The sequence below is a fragment of the Mesorhizobium sp. M3A.F.Ca.ET.080.04.2.1 genome, assembly GCF_003952525.1.
Classification (GTDB): Bacteria; Pseudomonadota; Alphaproteobacteria; order Rhizobiales; family Rhizobiaceae; genus Mesorhizobium.
In genome coordinates, this window is sequence record NZ_CP034451.1 from 997,345 (window position 1) to 1,014,249 (window position 16,905).

Sequence of the window (16,905 nt, forward strand, 5' to 3'; positions counted from 1 at the left end):
GCGGTCCCCGTCAATCCCCGCACTTGCGATGGAAATCCGGCGAGAATTTGTCTGCCGGAATGTCGCGTGTTTACCTCAAGCACCCGTCAAGGGCAACGCACGGGCGGGTTTGCACTTCCCGGCGTGGCACTTTTGCACCGGCTTATGAACAATCGCGTCCAAAGCGCGTCGCGTTGAAACGGGATTCAGGCGCCGCGCTTCAGTCCTTGTTGCGCATGTCGTCGTCCCAGAACCGCTGCACACCCTCGGGTCAAGCTCGAGGGTGTGCTTCCGGGCGACATGCACTAGAAACGCCCCAGAGCCTTCAACTCGTGCAGCACGGCGGCGTCGCGGGCCGAAACGTCGGGGAAAGCCGCATCCTGGCCGACATCGGCGGTGTAGCGCCACGACCGCGCGCATTTAGCGAGGCCGCGGTCTTGCGCCTTCTCGACCACCACCGCGACGCTTTTGACGTCGTCGAGGGTGAATGCGCCTTGCGGCGCCTGGCCATGCACGATGACGAGATCGCTGGTGATCGCCATCTCGGCCATGTCGACATCGGCGATCGCGGCTTCGAGCGCGGCGTCATCGATGGTGACGACCGGCACGGCTTCCAGCGACGAGCCGATCAGCTTTTCGGCGCGCGCGATCTCCAGCGCGCCGGTGACGACGCGCCGCACCTGCCGGACCTTGCGCCACTTTTCCGCCAGCGCCTCGTTCCGCCAGTTTTCCGGGATGACCGGGAACTGGTCGAGATGCAGCGAGACGGCATCCGGATGGCGATCGAGCCAGGCTTCTTCCATGGTGAAGGGCAGCATCGGGGCCAGCCACTTGACCAGGCAGTCGAAGAGATGGCGCACCACCTGCACGGCGGCCTTGCGCCGCAAGCTGGACGGCGCGTCGCAGTAGAGCGCGTCCTTGCGGATGTCGAAATAGAAGGCCGACAGCTCGACCACCATGAAGTCGAGCAGCGCGCGCGTGATGCGCTTGAACTCGAAGGCGTCGTAGCCCTGGCGCACCACCTCGTCGAGTTCGGCGAGCCGGTGCAGCATCAGCCGCTCCAGCTCGGGCATCTTTTCCAGCGGGACGTCCTCGCCGTCGTCATGGGCCAGCGTGCCCAGCATCCAGCGGATGGTGTTTCTCAGCTTGCGGTAGGCGTCGATATTGGTCTGCAGCACGTTCTTGCCGAGCCGCTGATCTTCCCAATAATCGGTCGTCACCACCCAGAGCCGCAGGATATCGGCGCCCGACTGCTTGATGACGTCCTGCGGCACGACGGTGTTGCCGAGCGACTTCGACATCTTGCGGCCTTCCTCGTCCATGGTGAAACCATGGGTGATGACCGTATCGTAAGGCGCCCTGCCCCTGGTGCCGCAGCTTTCGAGCAGCGAGGAATGGAACCAGCCGCGGTGCTGGTCGGAGCCCTCGAGATAGACGTCGGCCGGCCATTTGAGGTCGGGACGATCTTCCAGCGTGAAGACATGCGTGGAGCCGGAATCGAACCAGACGTCGAGAATGTCCGTCACCTGATGCCATCTCGAGGCGTCGTGATTGCCGAGGAAGCGCTCCTTGGCGTCTTCGGCGAACCAGGCGTCGGCGCCCTCCTTCTCGAAGGCGTCCATGATGCGCCGGTTGACCGCCTCGTCCTTCAGCACATTGCCGTCCTCGTCGGCGAAGACGGCGATCGGCACGCCCCAGGCGCGCTGGCGCGACAGCACCCAGTCGGGGCGCTCCTCGATCATGGCGCGGATGCGGTTCTGGCCGGCTCCCGGCACGAAGCGGGTGTCGTCGATGGCCTTCAGCGCACGGCTGCGCAAAGTGGTGCCGTCGTCGAGGTCCTTGTCCATATAGACGAACCATTGCGGCGTGTTGCGGAAAATGACCGGCTTCTTCGAGCGCCAGGAATGCGGATAGCTGTGCTTCAGCCGGCCGCGCGCGAACAGCGCGTTGCGCTTGATCAATTCCTCGATCACCGTCTGGTTGGCGTTGCCCTTCTTGCCGTTGTCGTCGATGACGCGCGCCGCACCGCCTTCGCGGTCCGGGCCGAAGCCTGGCGCGTCCTTGGTGAAGAAGCCGGCATCGTCGACGGGGAACGGGATCGCGGTATCGACGCCGCGCTTGAGCAATTCGGCCACCGCGTCCGTCCAGGCGTCGAAGTCCTCACGGCCGTGGCTCGGCGCCGTATGCACGAAGCCTGTGCCGGCATCGTCGGTGACATGCTCGCCGGCAATCATGGGCACTGGAAACTGATAGCCGTCCGCCAGACCCCTGAACGGATGCGAAAGCGTCAGGCTCGCAAGCTGTTCGGCCGAAACATTGTGAAGCCGGTCCAACGTGACCTTGGCCTTGGCCGCGGCGTCCTCGGCCAGCGCGTCGGCGAAGATCAGCTTCTCGCCGGGCTGCGGGCCGAAGGCGTTCTCGGCCGCCGTCACCTCGTAGAGGCCATAGGCGACGCGCGGCGAATAGCTGACGGCGCGGTTGCCGGGCAGCGTCCAGGGCGTCGTCGTCCAGATGACGACATGCGCCTCGAGCAGATCGAGCGAGGATTGGGAGAGCGCCGCATCCTCGGCGCCGGCAACCGCGCGCGCGAGGCTGGCGACGGGGAACTTCACCCAGATCGTGTCGCTCTCATAATCCTGGTATTCGACCTCGGCTTCGGCAAGCGCCGTGCGCTCGACCACGCTCCACATCACCGGCTTGGAGCCGCGATAGAGCTGGCCCGACATGGCGAACTTCAGAAGCTCGCCGGCGATGCGCGCCTCTGCGTGAAAGGCCATGGTGGTGTAGGGATTGTCGAAATCGCCGATCACGCCAAGACGCTGGAACTCGTCGCCCTGCACCTTGATCCAGTGGGCGGCGAAATCGCGGCATTCCTTGCGGAACTCGTTGACCGGCACCTCGTCCTTGTTCTTGCCCTTGGCGCGGTATTGCTCCTCGATCTTCCATTCGATCGGCAGGCCGTGGCAGTCCCAGCCGGGCACATAGTTGGCGTCGTAGCCGCGCATCTGGAAGGAACGGTTGATGACGTCCTTGAGGATCTTGTTCAGCGCATGGCCGATATGGATGTTGCCGTTGGCATAGGGCGGGCCGTCATGCAGCACGAATTTCTCGCGGCCGGCGGCCTCCTCGCGCAGCTTGCAGTAAAGGTCCATGTCCTGCCAGCGCTTGACCAGCACCGGCTCCTTCTCCGGCAGCCCGGCGCGCATCGGGAAATCCGTCTGCGGCAGATAGAGCGTCTTGGAATAGTCGATCGTTTCAACAGTGTCGGTCATTGATCTGCCATCTGCGTTGCCCGGCGGCGGAAAAGCCCGGGCGTTGAAGTCTTAGCTGACGCATATCGTTTTCCCAAAACCGGAGCCCACTTTTGGGCGATATGCGTTGATGTTCTTGAAAAAGCGCGAGGCGCGCGCACGAAACCCCCGGCGGCTCCGGCGGCGCTCAGGCCACCCGGAACACCGGGCCTGTAATTCGTATCGCAATCGCAAAAAGGCGCGAAAAGCTCGTCATGGCGTGGCTTTTAGCGGATGCCGCGACAGGAATAAAGCGGGGATTTTCAGGCCCCAAAGCGGGGGCGTTGCCCTACATAGAGAAATCGAAGCGATAGCTGGTCGAGACACCGACGGTGAACTGGTTGCGGTCGCCGCGCTCCTGGACCAGGCTGGAATCGGCCGCCGGTCCCATCAGGCGCGAATATTCGCCGAACAGGCTCGCCGTCACCGGGTCGCTCACCTTCCAGGTGATCGCGCCGCCGAGACCGGTCGACTTCAAGCCGCCGCCGGGATCGTACTCGCTCAAGCCGGAGGCGGCCGCTTCCGCAGCGTTGACGCCGTAATAGGCGTCGAAATAATCAGCCGAAGCGAAGGAGATGCGCGGACCGCCGGAGATGCGCACCGTCGGCGTGATGTCGTAGAAGGCATCCGCCGCGATGTCGGCGACGAAGCCATCGTGGGCGCGGATGCCATGGCGCAGTTCGGCGCGCGCCCGTACCCAGTCCAGCGGATAGAATTCGAAGAAGCCGCCGACCTCGCCGCCCCAGCGCACCGGGTCGAGGCCTGCCAGTTCATCCTTGCTGTCGCGCGCGAACAGGAGCTTGCCGGTCAGGCCGGCGCGCACGCTGCCGTCATCGATCAGCGCCAGCGAGATGTTGTCGTTGCGCGAGGTGAAGCGGGCCTCGGGACCGGCCTTGCCGAGAGAGATGATGGGCTGGGCGCTCAGCATATAGCGCTTGCCGCCCTCGAAATTCGGCGCGACCAGGCCGGTGGCGCCGAGCGTCAGGTACCAGTCGCCGGAAATCCAGCTCCCCTCGCCCGCCTGGGCGGCCGACATGGCCATCAGGCCAGAGGCGACAAACAGCGGAATCGTCCCGACAATACGCATCGTCACCCCTTACGCGAAACAGGCCGGCGGCAACACCCGGCTCGGCTTCAGCCATGGCGCCAGTTCGGTAAAATTTGGCTTAAGGTCGGTAACAGAGGCGGCGAGGCAGCCGCACGGATCAGGTGCTGCGCCGCGCAGGCGGCAGGTCCAGCAGCCTGGCCACGGCCCTCGCACCCTTGCCGGCAGCCCGGGCGGATCCGTCGTCCCCCACCTCCACGGTGGCACCGTTTGAGAAGCTAAGGGACCAGCCATTGCCCTCGGCGTTGCGCCGGCGATCGGTGAGTTCGATGCCGGCAGCGGTGATCAGGGCGATGGCCCTGTCGACGTCCATCCTCGTCCTCCGCACACGGGCCTTCAATTCAGGTCGAGCCCGCCGGTAAGATCGCCGAGCGGCGGCTCGCCATGCGCGGCCACCGCCTTGTCGCGAACCACGATGCCATGCAGGACCGGCAGTTCGAAGCGCTCGGTGATGAAGCGCAGAATCGAGGTCGTGTCATAGGGCGTATGGTCGACATAGCCGTGTTTGGCGAAGGGCGAAACGATGATCGCGGGGACGCGCGAGCCCGGTCCCCAGCGATCGCCCTTGGGCGGAGCGACGTGATCCCAGATGCCGCCGTTCTCGTCATAGGTGACGACGACCAGCATATGCGGCCATTGTGGGCTTTTCTCCAGATGGGCGACGACATCGGCGATATGGCGGTCGCCGGCCTGGATGTCGGCATAGCCGGAATGCTCGTTGAGATTGCCCTGCGGCTTGTAGAAGGAGACCTGCGGCAGGACGCCGTCGTCGATCGCCTGGATGAAGCTCACGCCGGCCAGCCCGGCGTCGCGTATATGCTCGCGCCTGGCTTCGGTGCCCGGCGCGTAGTTGGCGTAATAGTTGAACGGCTGGTGGTGGTACTGGAAATTCGGGATCGGCTCGTGGTTGCCATGGTCGAGCGTGTACTGCCAGGCGCCTGAATACCATGCCCAGCTGATATGCTTGAGGCTGAGCATGTCGCCGATGGTCGGCTCGGTCTGCGGCGGCAGCGTCGTGGCCTTGGCCGGATCGGCCAGGCGCGGATCGCCGCCCGGCGCCGGATCGTTGCCGCTCGGCTGGTAGGGCGGCTGCATCGTATTTACTGCGTGGAAATCCGGCGTCAGATTGCCGTCGGAGACGAATTTCGGGATGCCGTCCAGCGCTGATTTCGGCGAATTGTCGGCGAGCTTCAGCGCCGTGCCGCTGTCGTCCGTCACCGCGATCGACGGCTTGGCCGGGCTCTTGTCGGCGTTGGCGTAGTAAGGCGCGCAGGCGCAGATCAGCCATTGGTGATTGAAGAAAGAGCCGCCGAAGCCGCCCATGAAGAAATGGTCGGCCAGCACGTACTTCTGGGCGAGCGCCCACATGTCGGTCTTGGAGGCGTCCCAGTTGCTCATCGGCATGGCGCCTGAATCGGCCCAGGCGACGAACATGTCGTTCTTGCCGCCGTTGATCTGCATCTGATTCTGGTAGTAGCGGTGCCAGAGATCGTGCGTGGCGACGCTGAGCGGAACGTTGAAACCCTTCGGGTCGTTGACGGTGAACGGCTCGTTCGGAAGGTGCTCGGTCATCGCCTGCGTCACCGGCGGCGTGACGCCCTTGGCGGTCAGCCCGTCCCAGACCGGCGGCAGTTGGGACAGAACCGAACCGTCACGGTCACGCTGCTGAAGGCTCTCCTTGCTCGCCTTGTCGATGCCGTCGGCACCCGGAAAACGGCCATAGAGATTGTCGAAGGCGCGGTTCTCGGCGAAGATGACGACCACCGTCTCGATCTTTGCCATCCCCTCCGGCGGATCGCCGGGCTGCGCCGCCGGCGCGGGAGGCGAAGCGGCAGCACACAGGGCGAGAGTTGAGGAAAACAGGGCGAGTCCATAGGATCGCTTCATCGCCATACCTCTCCGGTGCAAAGGCTGATGACACCAGCTTCGCTGCGCCTTTGCAATAGCCGCTCCGCTGGACGGACAATCACATCGGGTTTACCTTCTTTCAACCGCAGGATGCGGCGAAATCGGAAGGGAGATGTGCCATGACTTTGCAAGGCAATGCCCTGGAAGACGCGATCGGCCGGACGCGCGACAAATGGGGATGGTTCGTGGCTCTCGGCGTGCTGCTGCTCATCTTCGGCGGCATCGCCTTCGGCAATCTGTTCATCGCCACCGTCGCCTCGGTCTATGTTGTCGGCTGGCTCATGCTGATGGCCGGCGCCATCGAGATCGTTCACGCGTTCGGGGTCAAGACCTGGAGCCGGTTCTTCTATTGGCTGCTCAGCGGCCTGCTCTATGCCATTGCCGGCTTCTTCGCCTTCGACAATCCGGCGCTCGCGTCGGCAGTGCTGACCCTGCTGCTGGCGATCGCCCTCATCGCCTCGGGACTGCTCAGGGCCTGGGTCGGCTTGCACCACCGGCCGGAGCAAGGCTGGGGGTGGCTGGTCGCGGCCGGCGCCATCACAGCCCTTGCCGGCCTTGTCATCGCCATGGGCTGGCCGGTCAACAGCCTGTGGGTGCTCGGCATGTTCCTGGCCATCGACCTGATCTTCCAGGGCTGGAGCTTCATCGCCATCGGTCTGGCGCTGAAAAGGTAGCGTCCTGCCGGACCGGCGGTCAGAATGCGATCGCGGCGTCGAGCTCCGACAGCGGCCGCACGCCTGCGAGCAACGCCCTCGCCTCGGCTTCGTCGCGCTTCATCTGGGCCACCAGCGCCTCGAGCCCGTCGAACTTCAACTCGGGACGCAAATAGCCAAAGAACGACACCTGGCAGACCTCACCGTAGAGATCGCCGGAGAAGTCGAACACGAAGGTCTCGAGCAGCGGCGCGCCATTGTCGTCGACGGTGGGGCGGCGGCCGAAGCTGGCGACACCGTCATGGAGCGCGCCATTGGCGCGACGGAAGCGAACGGCATAGACCCCTTCCCTCAGCGCGGCCTCCCGCGACAGCTTCATGTTCGCGGTCGGGAAGCCCAGCGTACGGCCGAGCTGCTGGCCGCCGATCACCTCGCTCTCGACCGTGAAGCGGTAGCCGAGCAGACTGGCGGCCTCAGCCACGTCACCTTCGCAGAGCAAGGCCCGGATGCGGCTCGACGACACGACCTCGGCGCCCTCGTCGCGGAAAGCGTCGACCAGCGTCACGCCAAAGCCGTGGCGCTCGCCGGCGGCCATCAGGAACGCCGGACCGCCCTGCCGGTCCTTGCCGAAGTGGAAGTCGAAGCCGGTGACGGCGTGGCTGATGCCGAGGTTCTTCTCCAGCACGTCGGTCACGAAGGCTTCGGCCGAGAGCGCGGCGAAATCACGCGTGAACGGCTGTTCGACCAGCGCAGCGAAGCCCAGGCGCGACAGCAGCCGGGCCTTCATCGGCGGCGGCGTCAGCACGAAGAGCGGCAGGTCGGGCCTGAACACCTTGCGCGGATGCGGCTCGAATGTGAGCACCAGGGCGGGCACGCCGCGGCGGCGGGCCTCGGCCAGGGCGCGCTCCAGCACCGATTGATGACCGCGATGAACGCCATCGAAATTGCCGATCGCCACGACGCCGCCGCGCAGATGAGACGGCAGCGGCGAGACGGCGGAAATGCGTTCGAACGATTCAGTCATGGAGAGGCCTATTGCAGGCGCGGGATGACGGCGACCGGCCGGTAGCCGTGCTTTTCGAGAAAGCCCGCCAGCCTTGCCGGATCGGGCCGCAGCGCATCGCCATAGTCGCGGGCATGGATGCCGCCCGAGACATAGAGCACGTCGAAGCCGTTGTCGGCCGCGCCCTTGACATCGGTCATCATGCCGTCGCCGATGGCCAGAACACTTGAGCGCTCCACGCTACGGCCGAGCAGTCCGGCGACCTCTTTCATGGCCAGATTGTAGATCGGCGCGAAGGGCTTGCCGGCAATCAGCGTACGGCCGCCAAGCTGCGCATAATCGCGGGCGATGGCGCCGGCGCACCAGATGATGCGCTCGCCACGCTCCACCAATATGTCGGGATTGGCGCAGATGAACGGCAGGTTGCGGGCGCGCAGCCGCAGAAGCAGCTCGGCATAATCCTCGGGCTTGTCCACCTCGTCGTCGAACGGCCCGGTACAGACGATCCCGGAGGCCTCGAATTCCTCGACCAGCTCGACGTCCAGTCCGTCATACAGGTTGAAGTCGCGATCGGGGCCGATGTGGAAGATCTTCCTCGGGCCTTCGGCGATCAGGTCGCGAGTGACGTCGCCGGAGGTAACGACGCGGTCATAGGCGGTGGCGGGAACGCCGATGGCGTCCATCTGCGCGATGACGTCGGCGCTGCGGCGCGGCGAATTGGTGATCAGCACCACCGGGACATTTGCGGCGCGCGCGTTCGCCAATGCCTCGGCGGAGGCCGGGAAATGCCACTCGCCGTTATGCACCACGCCCCAGACGTCGCACAGTATGGCCGCATAGCCGCCGGTCAGGCCGTCCAGTGAAGCGATGATGTCAGGCGAATCCGGCATGCCGTTGTCCTGTTCGTGATCTTTGGCAAAGCCGTGGCCGCCGCCATCCTTCAATCCGAGGCCGCCGCGGCCGGTCTCGCATAGCCGAACCGCTCGATCCTGTCACCAGCTTTCGCCCGGGCCAGCACGCAGGCGCGCGATCGCGCAGGCCGGGTTAATGCGCCGTCAACACAACGATGCGTTGTTGATGCATTGGCGAAATCTGAAATTTATGCGTCTGTGACCATAGTTGCAGCCAGTTACGACCATGGTCCTATACACCATGGATCTTTTGGCAGGGGCTGAGCGCAATGATCCGCAGATTCCTACGCGACAGGCGGGGCAACTATGCCCTGATTACGGCCATCTCCATGGTGCCGCTGATGGGCGCCGTGGCGCTTGCGATCGATTACTCCGAGCTGGTGCGGCAGAAGCAGGAGACGCTGAACGCGCTCGACGCCGCCGGCATCGCAACGGCGCAGCAGATCGTGTCCGGCGCGAGCGACGATGCGGTGAAGGCTTATGCCAAGGACTTCTTCGAGGCCAATCTCCGGCACGTCCTTCCGGCCAACACGACTTTGACGGTGACCTTGCCCAACAGCAATACGGGGGGCGGCACGCTGAAGATGCAGGCGACGCTGACCTACCATCCCTATTTCAGGCCAGCGGCAGCCATGCTGCTCGGCAGTACCGTCGGTTCGACGGACGTCAACATCGTCGCCACGTCCGAGGTCCGGCTCAAGAACACGCTGGAAGTGGCGCTGGTGCTCGACAATTCGGGCTCGATGTCCACCCTCGGCTCGGGAACCGGCGAGAAGCGCATCGACCTGCTCAAGGAAGCAGCCAAGCAGTTGGTCGACACTCTGGCGCTGCAGGCGCAGCAGATGAAGCAGATCTCCAAGCCGGTGCAGTTCTCGCTGGTGCCGTTCTCGGCCTCGGTCAATGTCGGTCCGACCCATGACGGCGACGACTGGATGGACCAGCTTGGCATCTCGCCGATCCAGCACGAGGATTTCGACTGGACGACGATGAACGCCACCAACAATCCGAACAAGTATGCCGAGAAGACCAACGGCGTCTGGTACAAGCGCGGGGCCGACTGGGGCGACACAGTGGGCCAGCCGCTGACCCGCTTCAGCCTCTATGCCGACATGACAGTCGAATCGGGCCGTGAAGAGGTTCCCAATTCGAAGCAATACATCTGCGACAAGTATAAGAGGAACAGCAGCAAGTGCGACGAGGGCCACTGGAGCGACCCACAATACGTCTACACGACAAGCCGCTATGCGAGTTGGCAGGGCTGCGTCGAGGCCAGACCCTACCCCTACAACAATGACGATACCACGCCGGATACCGCCAACCCGGCCACACTGTTCGTGCCGATGTTCGCGCCGGACGAAGCCGGCACGCTATGGCGCGACTTCAACCACGACGGCACCAACGACGTCACCAGCGCGAGTTACGGCTACGGCAACAACTGGTGGGCTGATTGGCCCAACTCGTCCAACCCGACAGCCAGCCAGCGGCAGTCGGACATGCGGAAATACTTCCTGGTGAAACCCTACGGTTCGGCCTCGGCAAGTGCCGGCGACGGCCCGAACTCGGCCTGCACAACCAACCCGATCACGCCGCTCAAGGACGTCACGGTGACGGCCCAGAAACAGCAACTGGACGATGCCATCGACGCCATGGCGCCGACCGGCAACACCAACGTGCCGGAGGGCCTTGCCTGGGGCTGGCGAACGGTTTCCAGCAACGAGCCGTTCACTGAAGGCAGACCGAATTCGGAAAAGGGCAACGACAAGGTGGTCATCGTGCTGACCGACGGCGCCAACACCTACAGCGCGATCAGCGACGCCAGCTATGCCAACAACCGCTCCACCTATGCCGCGTATGGCTACACCGGCCTGACCTATCCTGGGTCGGGCAGCGTGACGCGCCTGTTCATGAACACGACCAGTTCGGTGCCGAAGACCACCTACACCGACAGCAACTACACCGCCGCGCTCGACGAACAGATGCAAACGCTCTGCACCAACGCCAAGGCGGCCGGGATCATGGTGATGACGGTTTCGCTCGACCTGGTCGAGAGCAAGGCAGCCGAGAAGAAGGCGATGACGGCGCTCAAGGCCTGCGCCTCGGATTCGCGTTTCCGCAAGGATCCTTCGGATCCGAGCAAGCCGGCCAAGCTCTACTGGAATGCGACCGGCGCGACGCTCTCCGACAATTTCAAGGAAATCGCCAACGAACTGTCGAACCTGCGCATCGTCGGCTGATCGGCATTGTGAACAAATGACAGTGATAGAGCCTGGGAGCCGCATGCCACGGATGCGCGAAATCCTGCGTCGGTTCTGCCGCGACCGGGGCGGCAACTATGCACTCGTGACGGCGCTCGCCATGGCGCCGCTGATGGGCGCGGTGGCAATCGGTGTCGATTTTACCGAGCTCAATCGCGAAAAGCAGATGGTGCTCAATGCGCTCGACGCCGCCAACTTCGCCGCGGCGCGGCGGCTGTCGGAGGGCGCCACGGACGATCAGATCAAGGCCTATGCGGTCGACTTCTTCAATGCCAATCTCAACAATGTCGATCCCGCCGATGTGACGCTCGACATCACCCTGCCCACCAACACATCCGGCGGCGGGCTGCTGACGCTCAGCGCCACGCTGAAGTACCGTCCGTATTTCTATCCGGCGGCGGCACTGCTCGCTGGCGCGTCGGACGCAGACGCGAAAAAGCAGATCGACATCGCCCTCAGATCGCAGGTGCGGCTGAAGAACACGCTGGAAGTAGCCATGGTGCTCGACAATTCGGGCTCGATGAGCAACCTCGGCACCGGCGCTGGCCAGAAGCGCATCGACCTGCTCAAGCAAGCCGCCAAGCAGCTCGTCGACACGCTGGCCCAGCAAGCGGCGCAGATCAAGCAAATCGACAAGCCGGTGCAGTTCAGCCTGGTGCCCTTCGCGGCCTCGGTCAATGTCGGGCCGCAGAACGACAATGCCTCGTGGATGGATACCTATGGGCTGTCGCCGGTCCACAACGAGAATTTCGACTGGTCGACACTCAACGCGGCCGGCAAATCGGCCGAGAGGCTCAACGGCATCTGGTACAAGAGAGGAACGGGCTGGGGCGAAGAGGAAGGCCAGATGCTGACCCGCTTCTCGCTCTATCGCGACATGAAGGTGGTGACCAGCCACGAACGGGTGGCGGGCAGCAAGCGCGTCGTCTGCGACGAATACCGCTCCAACCATACCTGCAGGCGCAGCCACAACGAATACGACTATGTCGACACCTACGGCCCGTTCGCCAGCTGGCAGGGCTGCGTGGAAGTGCGTCCCTACCCCTACAATGTCGACGACACACCGGCCTCCGGCGGCCCCACCAACACGGGCATCGGCATTGGCGACCCCGCCACCATGTTCGTGCCGATGTTTGCCCCGGACGAGCCTGGGAACCATTGGAAGCTGACGCAGGATCCGGACGAGCCGGATCCGGTGACCTATGGCGCGGCGAACAGCTGGTGGAACGACGATCCGTCGAGCACCACCGGCAAGAGCCGGCAGTCGAACATGGCCAAATATTTCCAGCCGCGGCCGATCGATGCGCCTGTGCTGTCCAAGGGCGCCGGCCCGAACTACAGCTGCACCACGACGCCGATCACGCCGCTGACCGACGTCACCAACGCGGATGGGCTTGCGGCAATCAAGGCGGCGATCGACCTGATGACGCCCAACGGCAACACCAACGTGCCCGAAGGCATGGCCTGGGGCTGGCGCACCGTGTCGAGCGCCGAGCCCTTCACCGAAGGGCGGCCGGAAAGCGAGCGCGGCAACGACAAGGTCGTCATCGTGCTGACCGACGGCGAGAACACCTATTCGACCGTGGGGCACGACCCGGCGGGCAACAAGTCGACCTACGCCGCCTATGGCTACACCGGTCTGGGCTACAACGGCACCTCGATCACGCGCCTGTTCGGCGGCACGTCGGACGCCATCGGCCAGTTCAACTATTCCTCCAGCAACTACACCGCCGCGCTCAACGAACAGATGGCGACGCTGTGCAACAACGCCAAGGCGGCCAACATCATGGTGATGACGGTGGCGCTCGACATGTCGTCGGCAGATTCCGGCGACGTGAAGGCGATGGATGCGCTGAAGACCTGCTCGTCCGACTCGCGCTTCCGCAAGGATCCCACCGACCCCAGCAAGCCGGCCAAGCTGTTCTGGAACGCGACCGGCGCGACGCTGTCCGACAATTTCAAGGAGATCGCCAACGAATTGTCGAATTTGCGCGTGGTGGGGTGAGCCTTCGAGGAGCAGCGCTGGCGCGGAAGTCGCCAATCTCCCCCCTTGCGGGCAGGGGAATCGCATATGGCTTTTTGGGACTTGAAGTTGGCCTGAGAAGGGATTCTTTGGGCAGGCAGTCGAACGAAGGAGAGACTGCCATTTCCAGCCTTGAGAGCTATTTTGGCGCGCTGCCCGATCCGCGCGCCGGCAATGCCACGCATCGGCTTGGCGATTTGATCGTGATGATGATCGCGGCGAGCCTGTGCGGGGCGAGCAATGCGACGGAGTTCTCGTTGTTCGCGCAAGAGCGCAAGCAGGCGCTGTCGCGGTTGATCGAATATGAGGTGGCGCCCAGCCACGACACCTTCTCGCGGCTGTTGCGGCTGCTGGATCCAGAGGCGTTCGGCCGTGCTTTCGCCGCCTTTGCCGCGGGCTTCGCGCGTGCCTGCGAGGAGGTGGTCTCGCTCGACGGCAAGGCGCTGCGGCGAGCCTATGAGAAGGGCCTTGCGGCCAGTCCGCCGCTGACGGTGTCAGCCTTCGCCGCCGAGACGCGGCTGTGTCTGGCGGCGGTATCGCCCGGCGCCGGAGAGAACGAGGTCGAGGCAGCCCTCAGGGTCGTCGAACTCATTGATCTTACTGGCAGAATGGTCACCGCCGATGCGCTCCACTGTCACACGCGCATGGCAAAGGCCATCACCGAACGCGGCGGCGACTACCTGCTCGCGCTTAAAGGAAACCGCCGGCACTGGGTTGCTCACGCCAAGCAACAACTGACCGAGATCACCCCCCGCTGTCGCGGAGCGGACTGAAACCAGCCATGGCCGCAGCGAATGGCGGCAGGCCGAGGTCGTGGCGGCGGCCGAACCGCTGATGCCCGGTCACAAAGCCTTCATCCGCATCACCAGCCGGCGCGACCAGACCAAGCCGCTGACGCGCCTGTTCATGGCTTCCACATTGCTATCACCGCAACAGGCGCTCGAACTCACAAGAGCCCATTGGCAGATCGAGAATGGGCTGCATTGGATGCTCGACGTCCATCTGGACGAGGATCAATCCCGCGCCCGCAAGGACAATGCTCCCGCCAACACCGCGCTCCTCAACCGCATCGCCAGAAACATCCTTCAGGGCGCCGATGTCGACAAAGTCCCCATTAGCCACCGCATCAAGAAATGCGCCTGGAATGACGACTACCTCATCCAGGCGCTTACTCATATGCGATAGCCCTGGCCCTTGCGGGGGAGATGTCCGGCAGGACAGAGAGGGGTGTGCGGGAACACAGACCTAGGCGTGGTCTATTTTTACAACCAGCGTGCATGGGTAGGGCGAAAGGCTGGCGGGACAGCACCCCCTCTGCCTTGCCAGGCATCTCCCCCGCAAGGGGGGAGATTGGCAGCTACGCCGCTTTCGCCAATTGTCAGCGGTGGCGCAAACACTCCTCGTCTGAAGCTCTTGCGGATGCGGCACAGTTGGGGAATGTTCCGGCATCGCTGGAGACCCCGATGCCCGACGCCGCCAACCATTTCACCTTCGCGCTGATCTGCCTCGGCATGGTGCTGACGCCGGGACCGAACATGATCTACCTGATCTCGCGCGCGCTGTCGCAGGGGCCGAAGGCCGGGCTGATCTCGCTCGGCGGCGTGGCGCTGGGGTTCCTGTTCTATGTGCTGTCGGCTGCGTTCGGCATCACGGCGCTGCTGTTCGCCGTGCCTTTTGCCTATGACGCGTTGCGCTTCGCCGGCGCGCTCTATCTGCTGTGGCTGGCCTGGCAGGCGCTCAGGCCCGGCGGCCGCTCGCCATTCCAGGTCCGCGAGTTGCCGAAGGACAGGCCGCGCAAGCTGTTCGTCATGGGGCTGATGACCAACCTGCTCAACCCGAAGGTAGCGGTGCTTTATCTTTCGCTGCTGCCGCAGTTCATCAACCCGGCGAAGGGCCATGTTCTGTCACAGCTTCTGGTGCTGGGCGTGACGCAGATCTCGATCAGCCTCACCGTCAACGCCATCATCGCGGTGACCGCCGGCTCGATCGCCACCTTCCTTGCCGGACGGCCGTTCTGGCTGGTCATCCAGCGCTGGATGATGGGCACTGTGCTGGCCGCGCTGGCGCTGAGGATGGCGACCGAGGCGCAACGGTAGAGCAATTCCAGCAAGAGTATGAAACGGTTGGGCTCGGCGACTTCGCCGTAGCCTTCCGTCCGGAATTTGCGTCAAAACAAAGAGATAGAGCGGCTTGCCGTTTGAAACGGTGAGCCGCTCCAGCCGGGCCGGCGATATTCAGGCCCGGCCCGAGCTGAATCTCAGCGCGCCCAGGTTTTGCTCTACATCGGCCGGCGCACCGGCCGGCTCTTCTCCGGCTCCACAACCCTGCGGTAAAGATGCCAGGTCGCATGACCGAGGACCGGCACCACGACGGCAAGGCCGGCAAACAGCGGGATCGAGCCGATCACCAGCAGCACGGCCACAGTCAGGCCCCAGAGCGCCATCTGCAGCGGGTTGGCCATCACTGCGCGCGCCGACGTCTCGATGGCCGAGACGGCGCCGACATCGCGATCGAGCAGCAGCGGGAAGGCCACGACCGTCGTCGCCAGCACGATGACGGCGAAGACGAAGCCGGCGGCGTTGCCGAGCAGGATCAGCGTCCAGCCCTTGCCGGTCGTCAGCACCTCGCGCAGGAAGGTGCCCACGGAAGCCGGCGGCTCGGCGCCGAACAGGCTGGTGTAGATCGACTGCGCAGTGAACAGCCACAGAAGGAAGAGGGCGAAGAGCAGGATGCCGATCACCGCGATCGAGGGCAGCGCTGGTGAATGGCGTACGTCGAGCGCATGGTGCCAGCGGCTGCTCATGCCCAGCTCGCGCCGGCGGCTGATCTCATAGAGGCCGATCGCCGCGAAGGGGCCGATCAGCGCGAAGCCCGACATCAGCGGATAGACAAGCTGGATGGCGTTGGAGCCGGAGGTCCATCGCGTCAGGATCAGGCCGACGATCGGATAGATCAGGCACAGGAACACGTAGTGGGACGGCTTGGCCCAGAAGTCCTCGGCGCCGAGCCGCAGCGCATCCCAAAGATCCGACGTGGTGATGTGGCGCACCGTGGGCTGCACATGCATCCCTTGCGCGTCCGCCATGACATGAAAACCGGCCATAACCGTCCTCCGTTGATGTCGGGGCGGTCACCTCCTGGGGGGTGGCCGCCCAAGGCTGCCACTTCTAAACGCTGCGACCATAACCGATACTGGACCAAGAGTCGCCGCTTCAGGCGATTTTTGTCATCTGCCCGGCAAAAGCCATGATCGCCGGTATCAGAGGCGATATGACCATCTCCACCACCGAATCTTCCCTCCTCAATCGTCGCATGCTGCTCGGGGCCGCCGGGCTGGCAGCACTCGGCGCTGTCGCCGCCTGCAGCACCACCTCGCTGCCGACCGGCGAAGGCGCCGGCGTTTCGTCCTCCGCCACAACCACGCTGGCCAGCATCCGTTCGTCTGCCGGTCTGCCGGCGCTGGTTCCGGATACGCAGCTCGAGCAGGCGGCGCTCCAACAGGCCGGTTACATGGCGTCGGGCGCACGCATGAGCCATACCACCGGCTGGGGCAAGGATTTCGCCTCGCGCATGAAGGACAACGGCGTCCGGGGCGCCGCGGGAGAGAACATCGCCGAGGGAACTTTCGACCAGCGGGAACTGTTCGACAGGTGGATGCATTCGGACGGCCATCGCCGCAACATGCTCGATCCTGACTTCAGCCGCTTCGGACTCGCTTATGTGCGCGACGGCCGTGATCCCAATCTGCGCTACTGGGCGCTGGTGCTCGGCAGGTAGG

The 16,905-nt window shown here is 64.3% G+C and carries 14 protein-coding genes; 7 read left to right on the forward strand and 7 right to left on the reverse strand.

The window, feature by feature from the left end; genetic code table 11:
• Nucleotides 1-284: 284 nt before the first annotated feature.
• From ileS to EJ074_RS04650, 4 genes are all read right to left on the reverse strand, one after another.
• Nucleotides 285-3,251, reverse strand: coding sequence for an isoleucine--tRNA ligase (gene ileS, locus EJ074_RS04635; protein ID WP_095809507.1), 2,967 nt, complete (start codon nucleotides 3,249-3,251; stop codon nucleotides 285-287).
• Nucleotides 3,252-3,558: 307 nt separating this feature from the next.
• On the reverse strand, nucleotides 3,559-4,356 hold the full coding sequence (locus tag EJ074_RS04640) for a MipA/OmpV family protein (protein WP_129552801.1): 798 nt from the start codon (nucleotides 4,354-4,356) through the stop codon (nucleotides 3,559-3,561).
• A gap of 118 nt (nucleotides 4,357-4,474) precedes the next feature.
• Complete coding sequence (locus EJ074_RS04645; protein ID WP_095809505.1) at nucleotides 4,475-4,687, reverse strand: hypothetical protein; 213 nt, start codon at nucleotides 4,685-4,687, stop codon at nucleotides 4,475-4,477.
• A 23-nt stretch (nucleotides 4,688-4,710) separates the two neighbouring features.
• Entirely contained in the window at nucleotides 4,711-6,261 is a 1,551-nt protein-coding gene (locus EJ074_RS04650; RefSeq protein ID WP_245420756.1) for an acid phosphatase, read from the reverse strand.
• A gap of 140 nt (nucleotides 6,262-6,401) precedes the next feature.
• Between EJ074_RS04650 and EJ074_RS04655 the strand changes: the two genes are divergently transcribed.
• Complete coding sequence (locus EJ074_RS04655) at nucleotides 6,402-6,956, forward strand: HdeD family acid-resistance protein (protein WP_095809503.1); 555 nt, start codon at nucleotides 6,402-6,404, stop codon at nucleotides 6,954-6,956.
• Between the two features lie 19 nt (nucleotides 6,957-6,975).
• Here EJ074_RS04655 and EJ074_RS04660 read toward each other — a convergent pair whose 3' ends face one another.
• Together EJ074_RS04660 and EJ074_RS04665 are read right to left on the reverse strand one after the other, a co-directional pair.
• Entirely contained in the window at nucleotides 6,976-7,959 is a 984-nt protein-coding gene (locus EJ074_RS04660; protein ID WP_095809502.1) for a bifunctional riboflavin kinase/FAD synthetase, read from the reverse strand.
• Between the two features lie 8 nt (nucleotides 7,960-7,967).
• A complete protein-coding gene (locus EJ074_RS04665) occupies nucleotides 7,968-8,828 on the reverse strand; it encodes a TIGR01459 family HAD-type hydrolase (protein ID WP_095809515.1) in 861 nt (286 codons plus the stop codon).
• Between the two features lie 290 nt (nucleotides 8,829-9,118).
• Between EJ074_RS04665 and EJ074_RS04670 the strand changes: the two genes are divergently transcribed.
• From EJ074_RS04670 to EJ074_RS04685, 5 genes are all read left to right on the forward strand, one after another.
• Nucleotides 9,119-11,083, forward strand: coding sequence for a pilus assembly protein TadG-related protein (locus EJ074_RS04670; RefSeq protein ID WP_095809501.1), 1,965 nt, complete (start codon nucleotides 9,119-9,121; stop codon nucleotides 11,081-11,083).
• A gap of 52 nt (nucleotides 11,084-11,135) precedes the next feature.
• Nucleotides 11,136-13,109, forward strand: coding sequence for a pilus assembly protein (locus EJ074_RS04675; RefSeq protein ID WP_165350046.1), 1,974 nt, complete (start codon nucleotides 11,136-11,138; stop codon nucleotides 13,107-13,109).
• A 107-nt stretch (nucleotides 13,110-13,216) separates the two neighbouring features.
• Nucleotides 13,217-13,900 carry an ISAs1 family transposase gene (locus tag EJ074_RS30545; protein ID WP_281033651.1) on the forward strand — a complete coding sequence of 228 codons (684 nt, stop codon included), beginning with the start codon at nucleotides 13,217-13,219 and terminating at the stop codon, nucleotides 13,898-13,900.
• Between the two features lie 40 nt (nucleotides 13,901-13,940).
• Nucleotides 13,941-14,312: an ISAs1 family transposase gene (locus EJ074_RS30550; protein WP_281033652.1), complete on the forward strand. Its 372-nt coding sequence runs from the start codon at nucleotides 13,941-13,943 to the stop codon at nucleotides 14,310-14,312.
• Nucleotides 14,313-14,590: 278 nt separating this feature from the next.
• Nucleotides 14,591-15,223, forward strand: a complete 633-nt coding sequence (locus tag EJ074_RS04685; RefSeq protein ID WP_095807511.1) for a LysE family translocator — start codon at nucleotides 14,591-14,593, stop codon at nucleotides 15,221-15,223.
• Between the two features lie 182 nt (nucleotides 15,224-15,405).
• On the opposite strand, the gene EJ074_RS04690 is transcribed toward EJ074_RS04685, so the two are convergent.
• Entirely contained in the window at nucleotides 15,406-16,230 is an 825-nt protein-coding gene (locus EJ074_RS04690) for a DUF2189 domain-containing protein (protein ID WP_095807512.1), read from the reverse strand.
• A 167-nt stretch (nucleotides 16,231-16,397) separates the two neighbouring features.
• On the opposite strand from EJ074_RS04690, the gene EJ074_RS04695 reads away from it, so the two are divergent.
• The gene (locus tag EJ074_RS04695) at nucleotides 16,398-16,904 is read left to right on the forward strand and encodes a CAP domain-containing protein (protein WP_095807709.1); all 507 of its coding nucleotides are present in this window, start codon (nucleotides 16,398-16,400) and stop codon (nucleotides 16,902-16,904) included.
• Nucleotide 16,905: the final 1 nt, after the last annotated feature.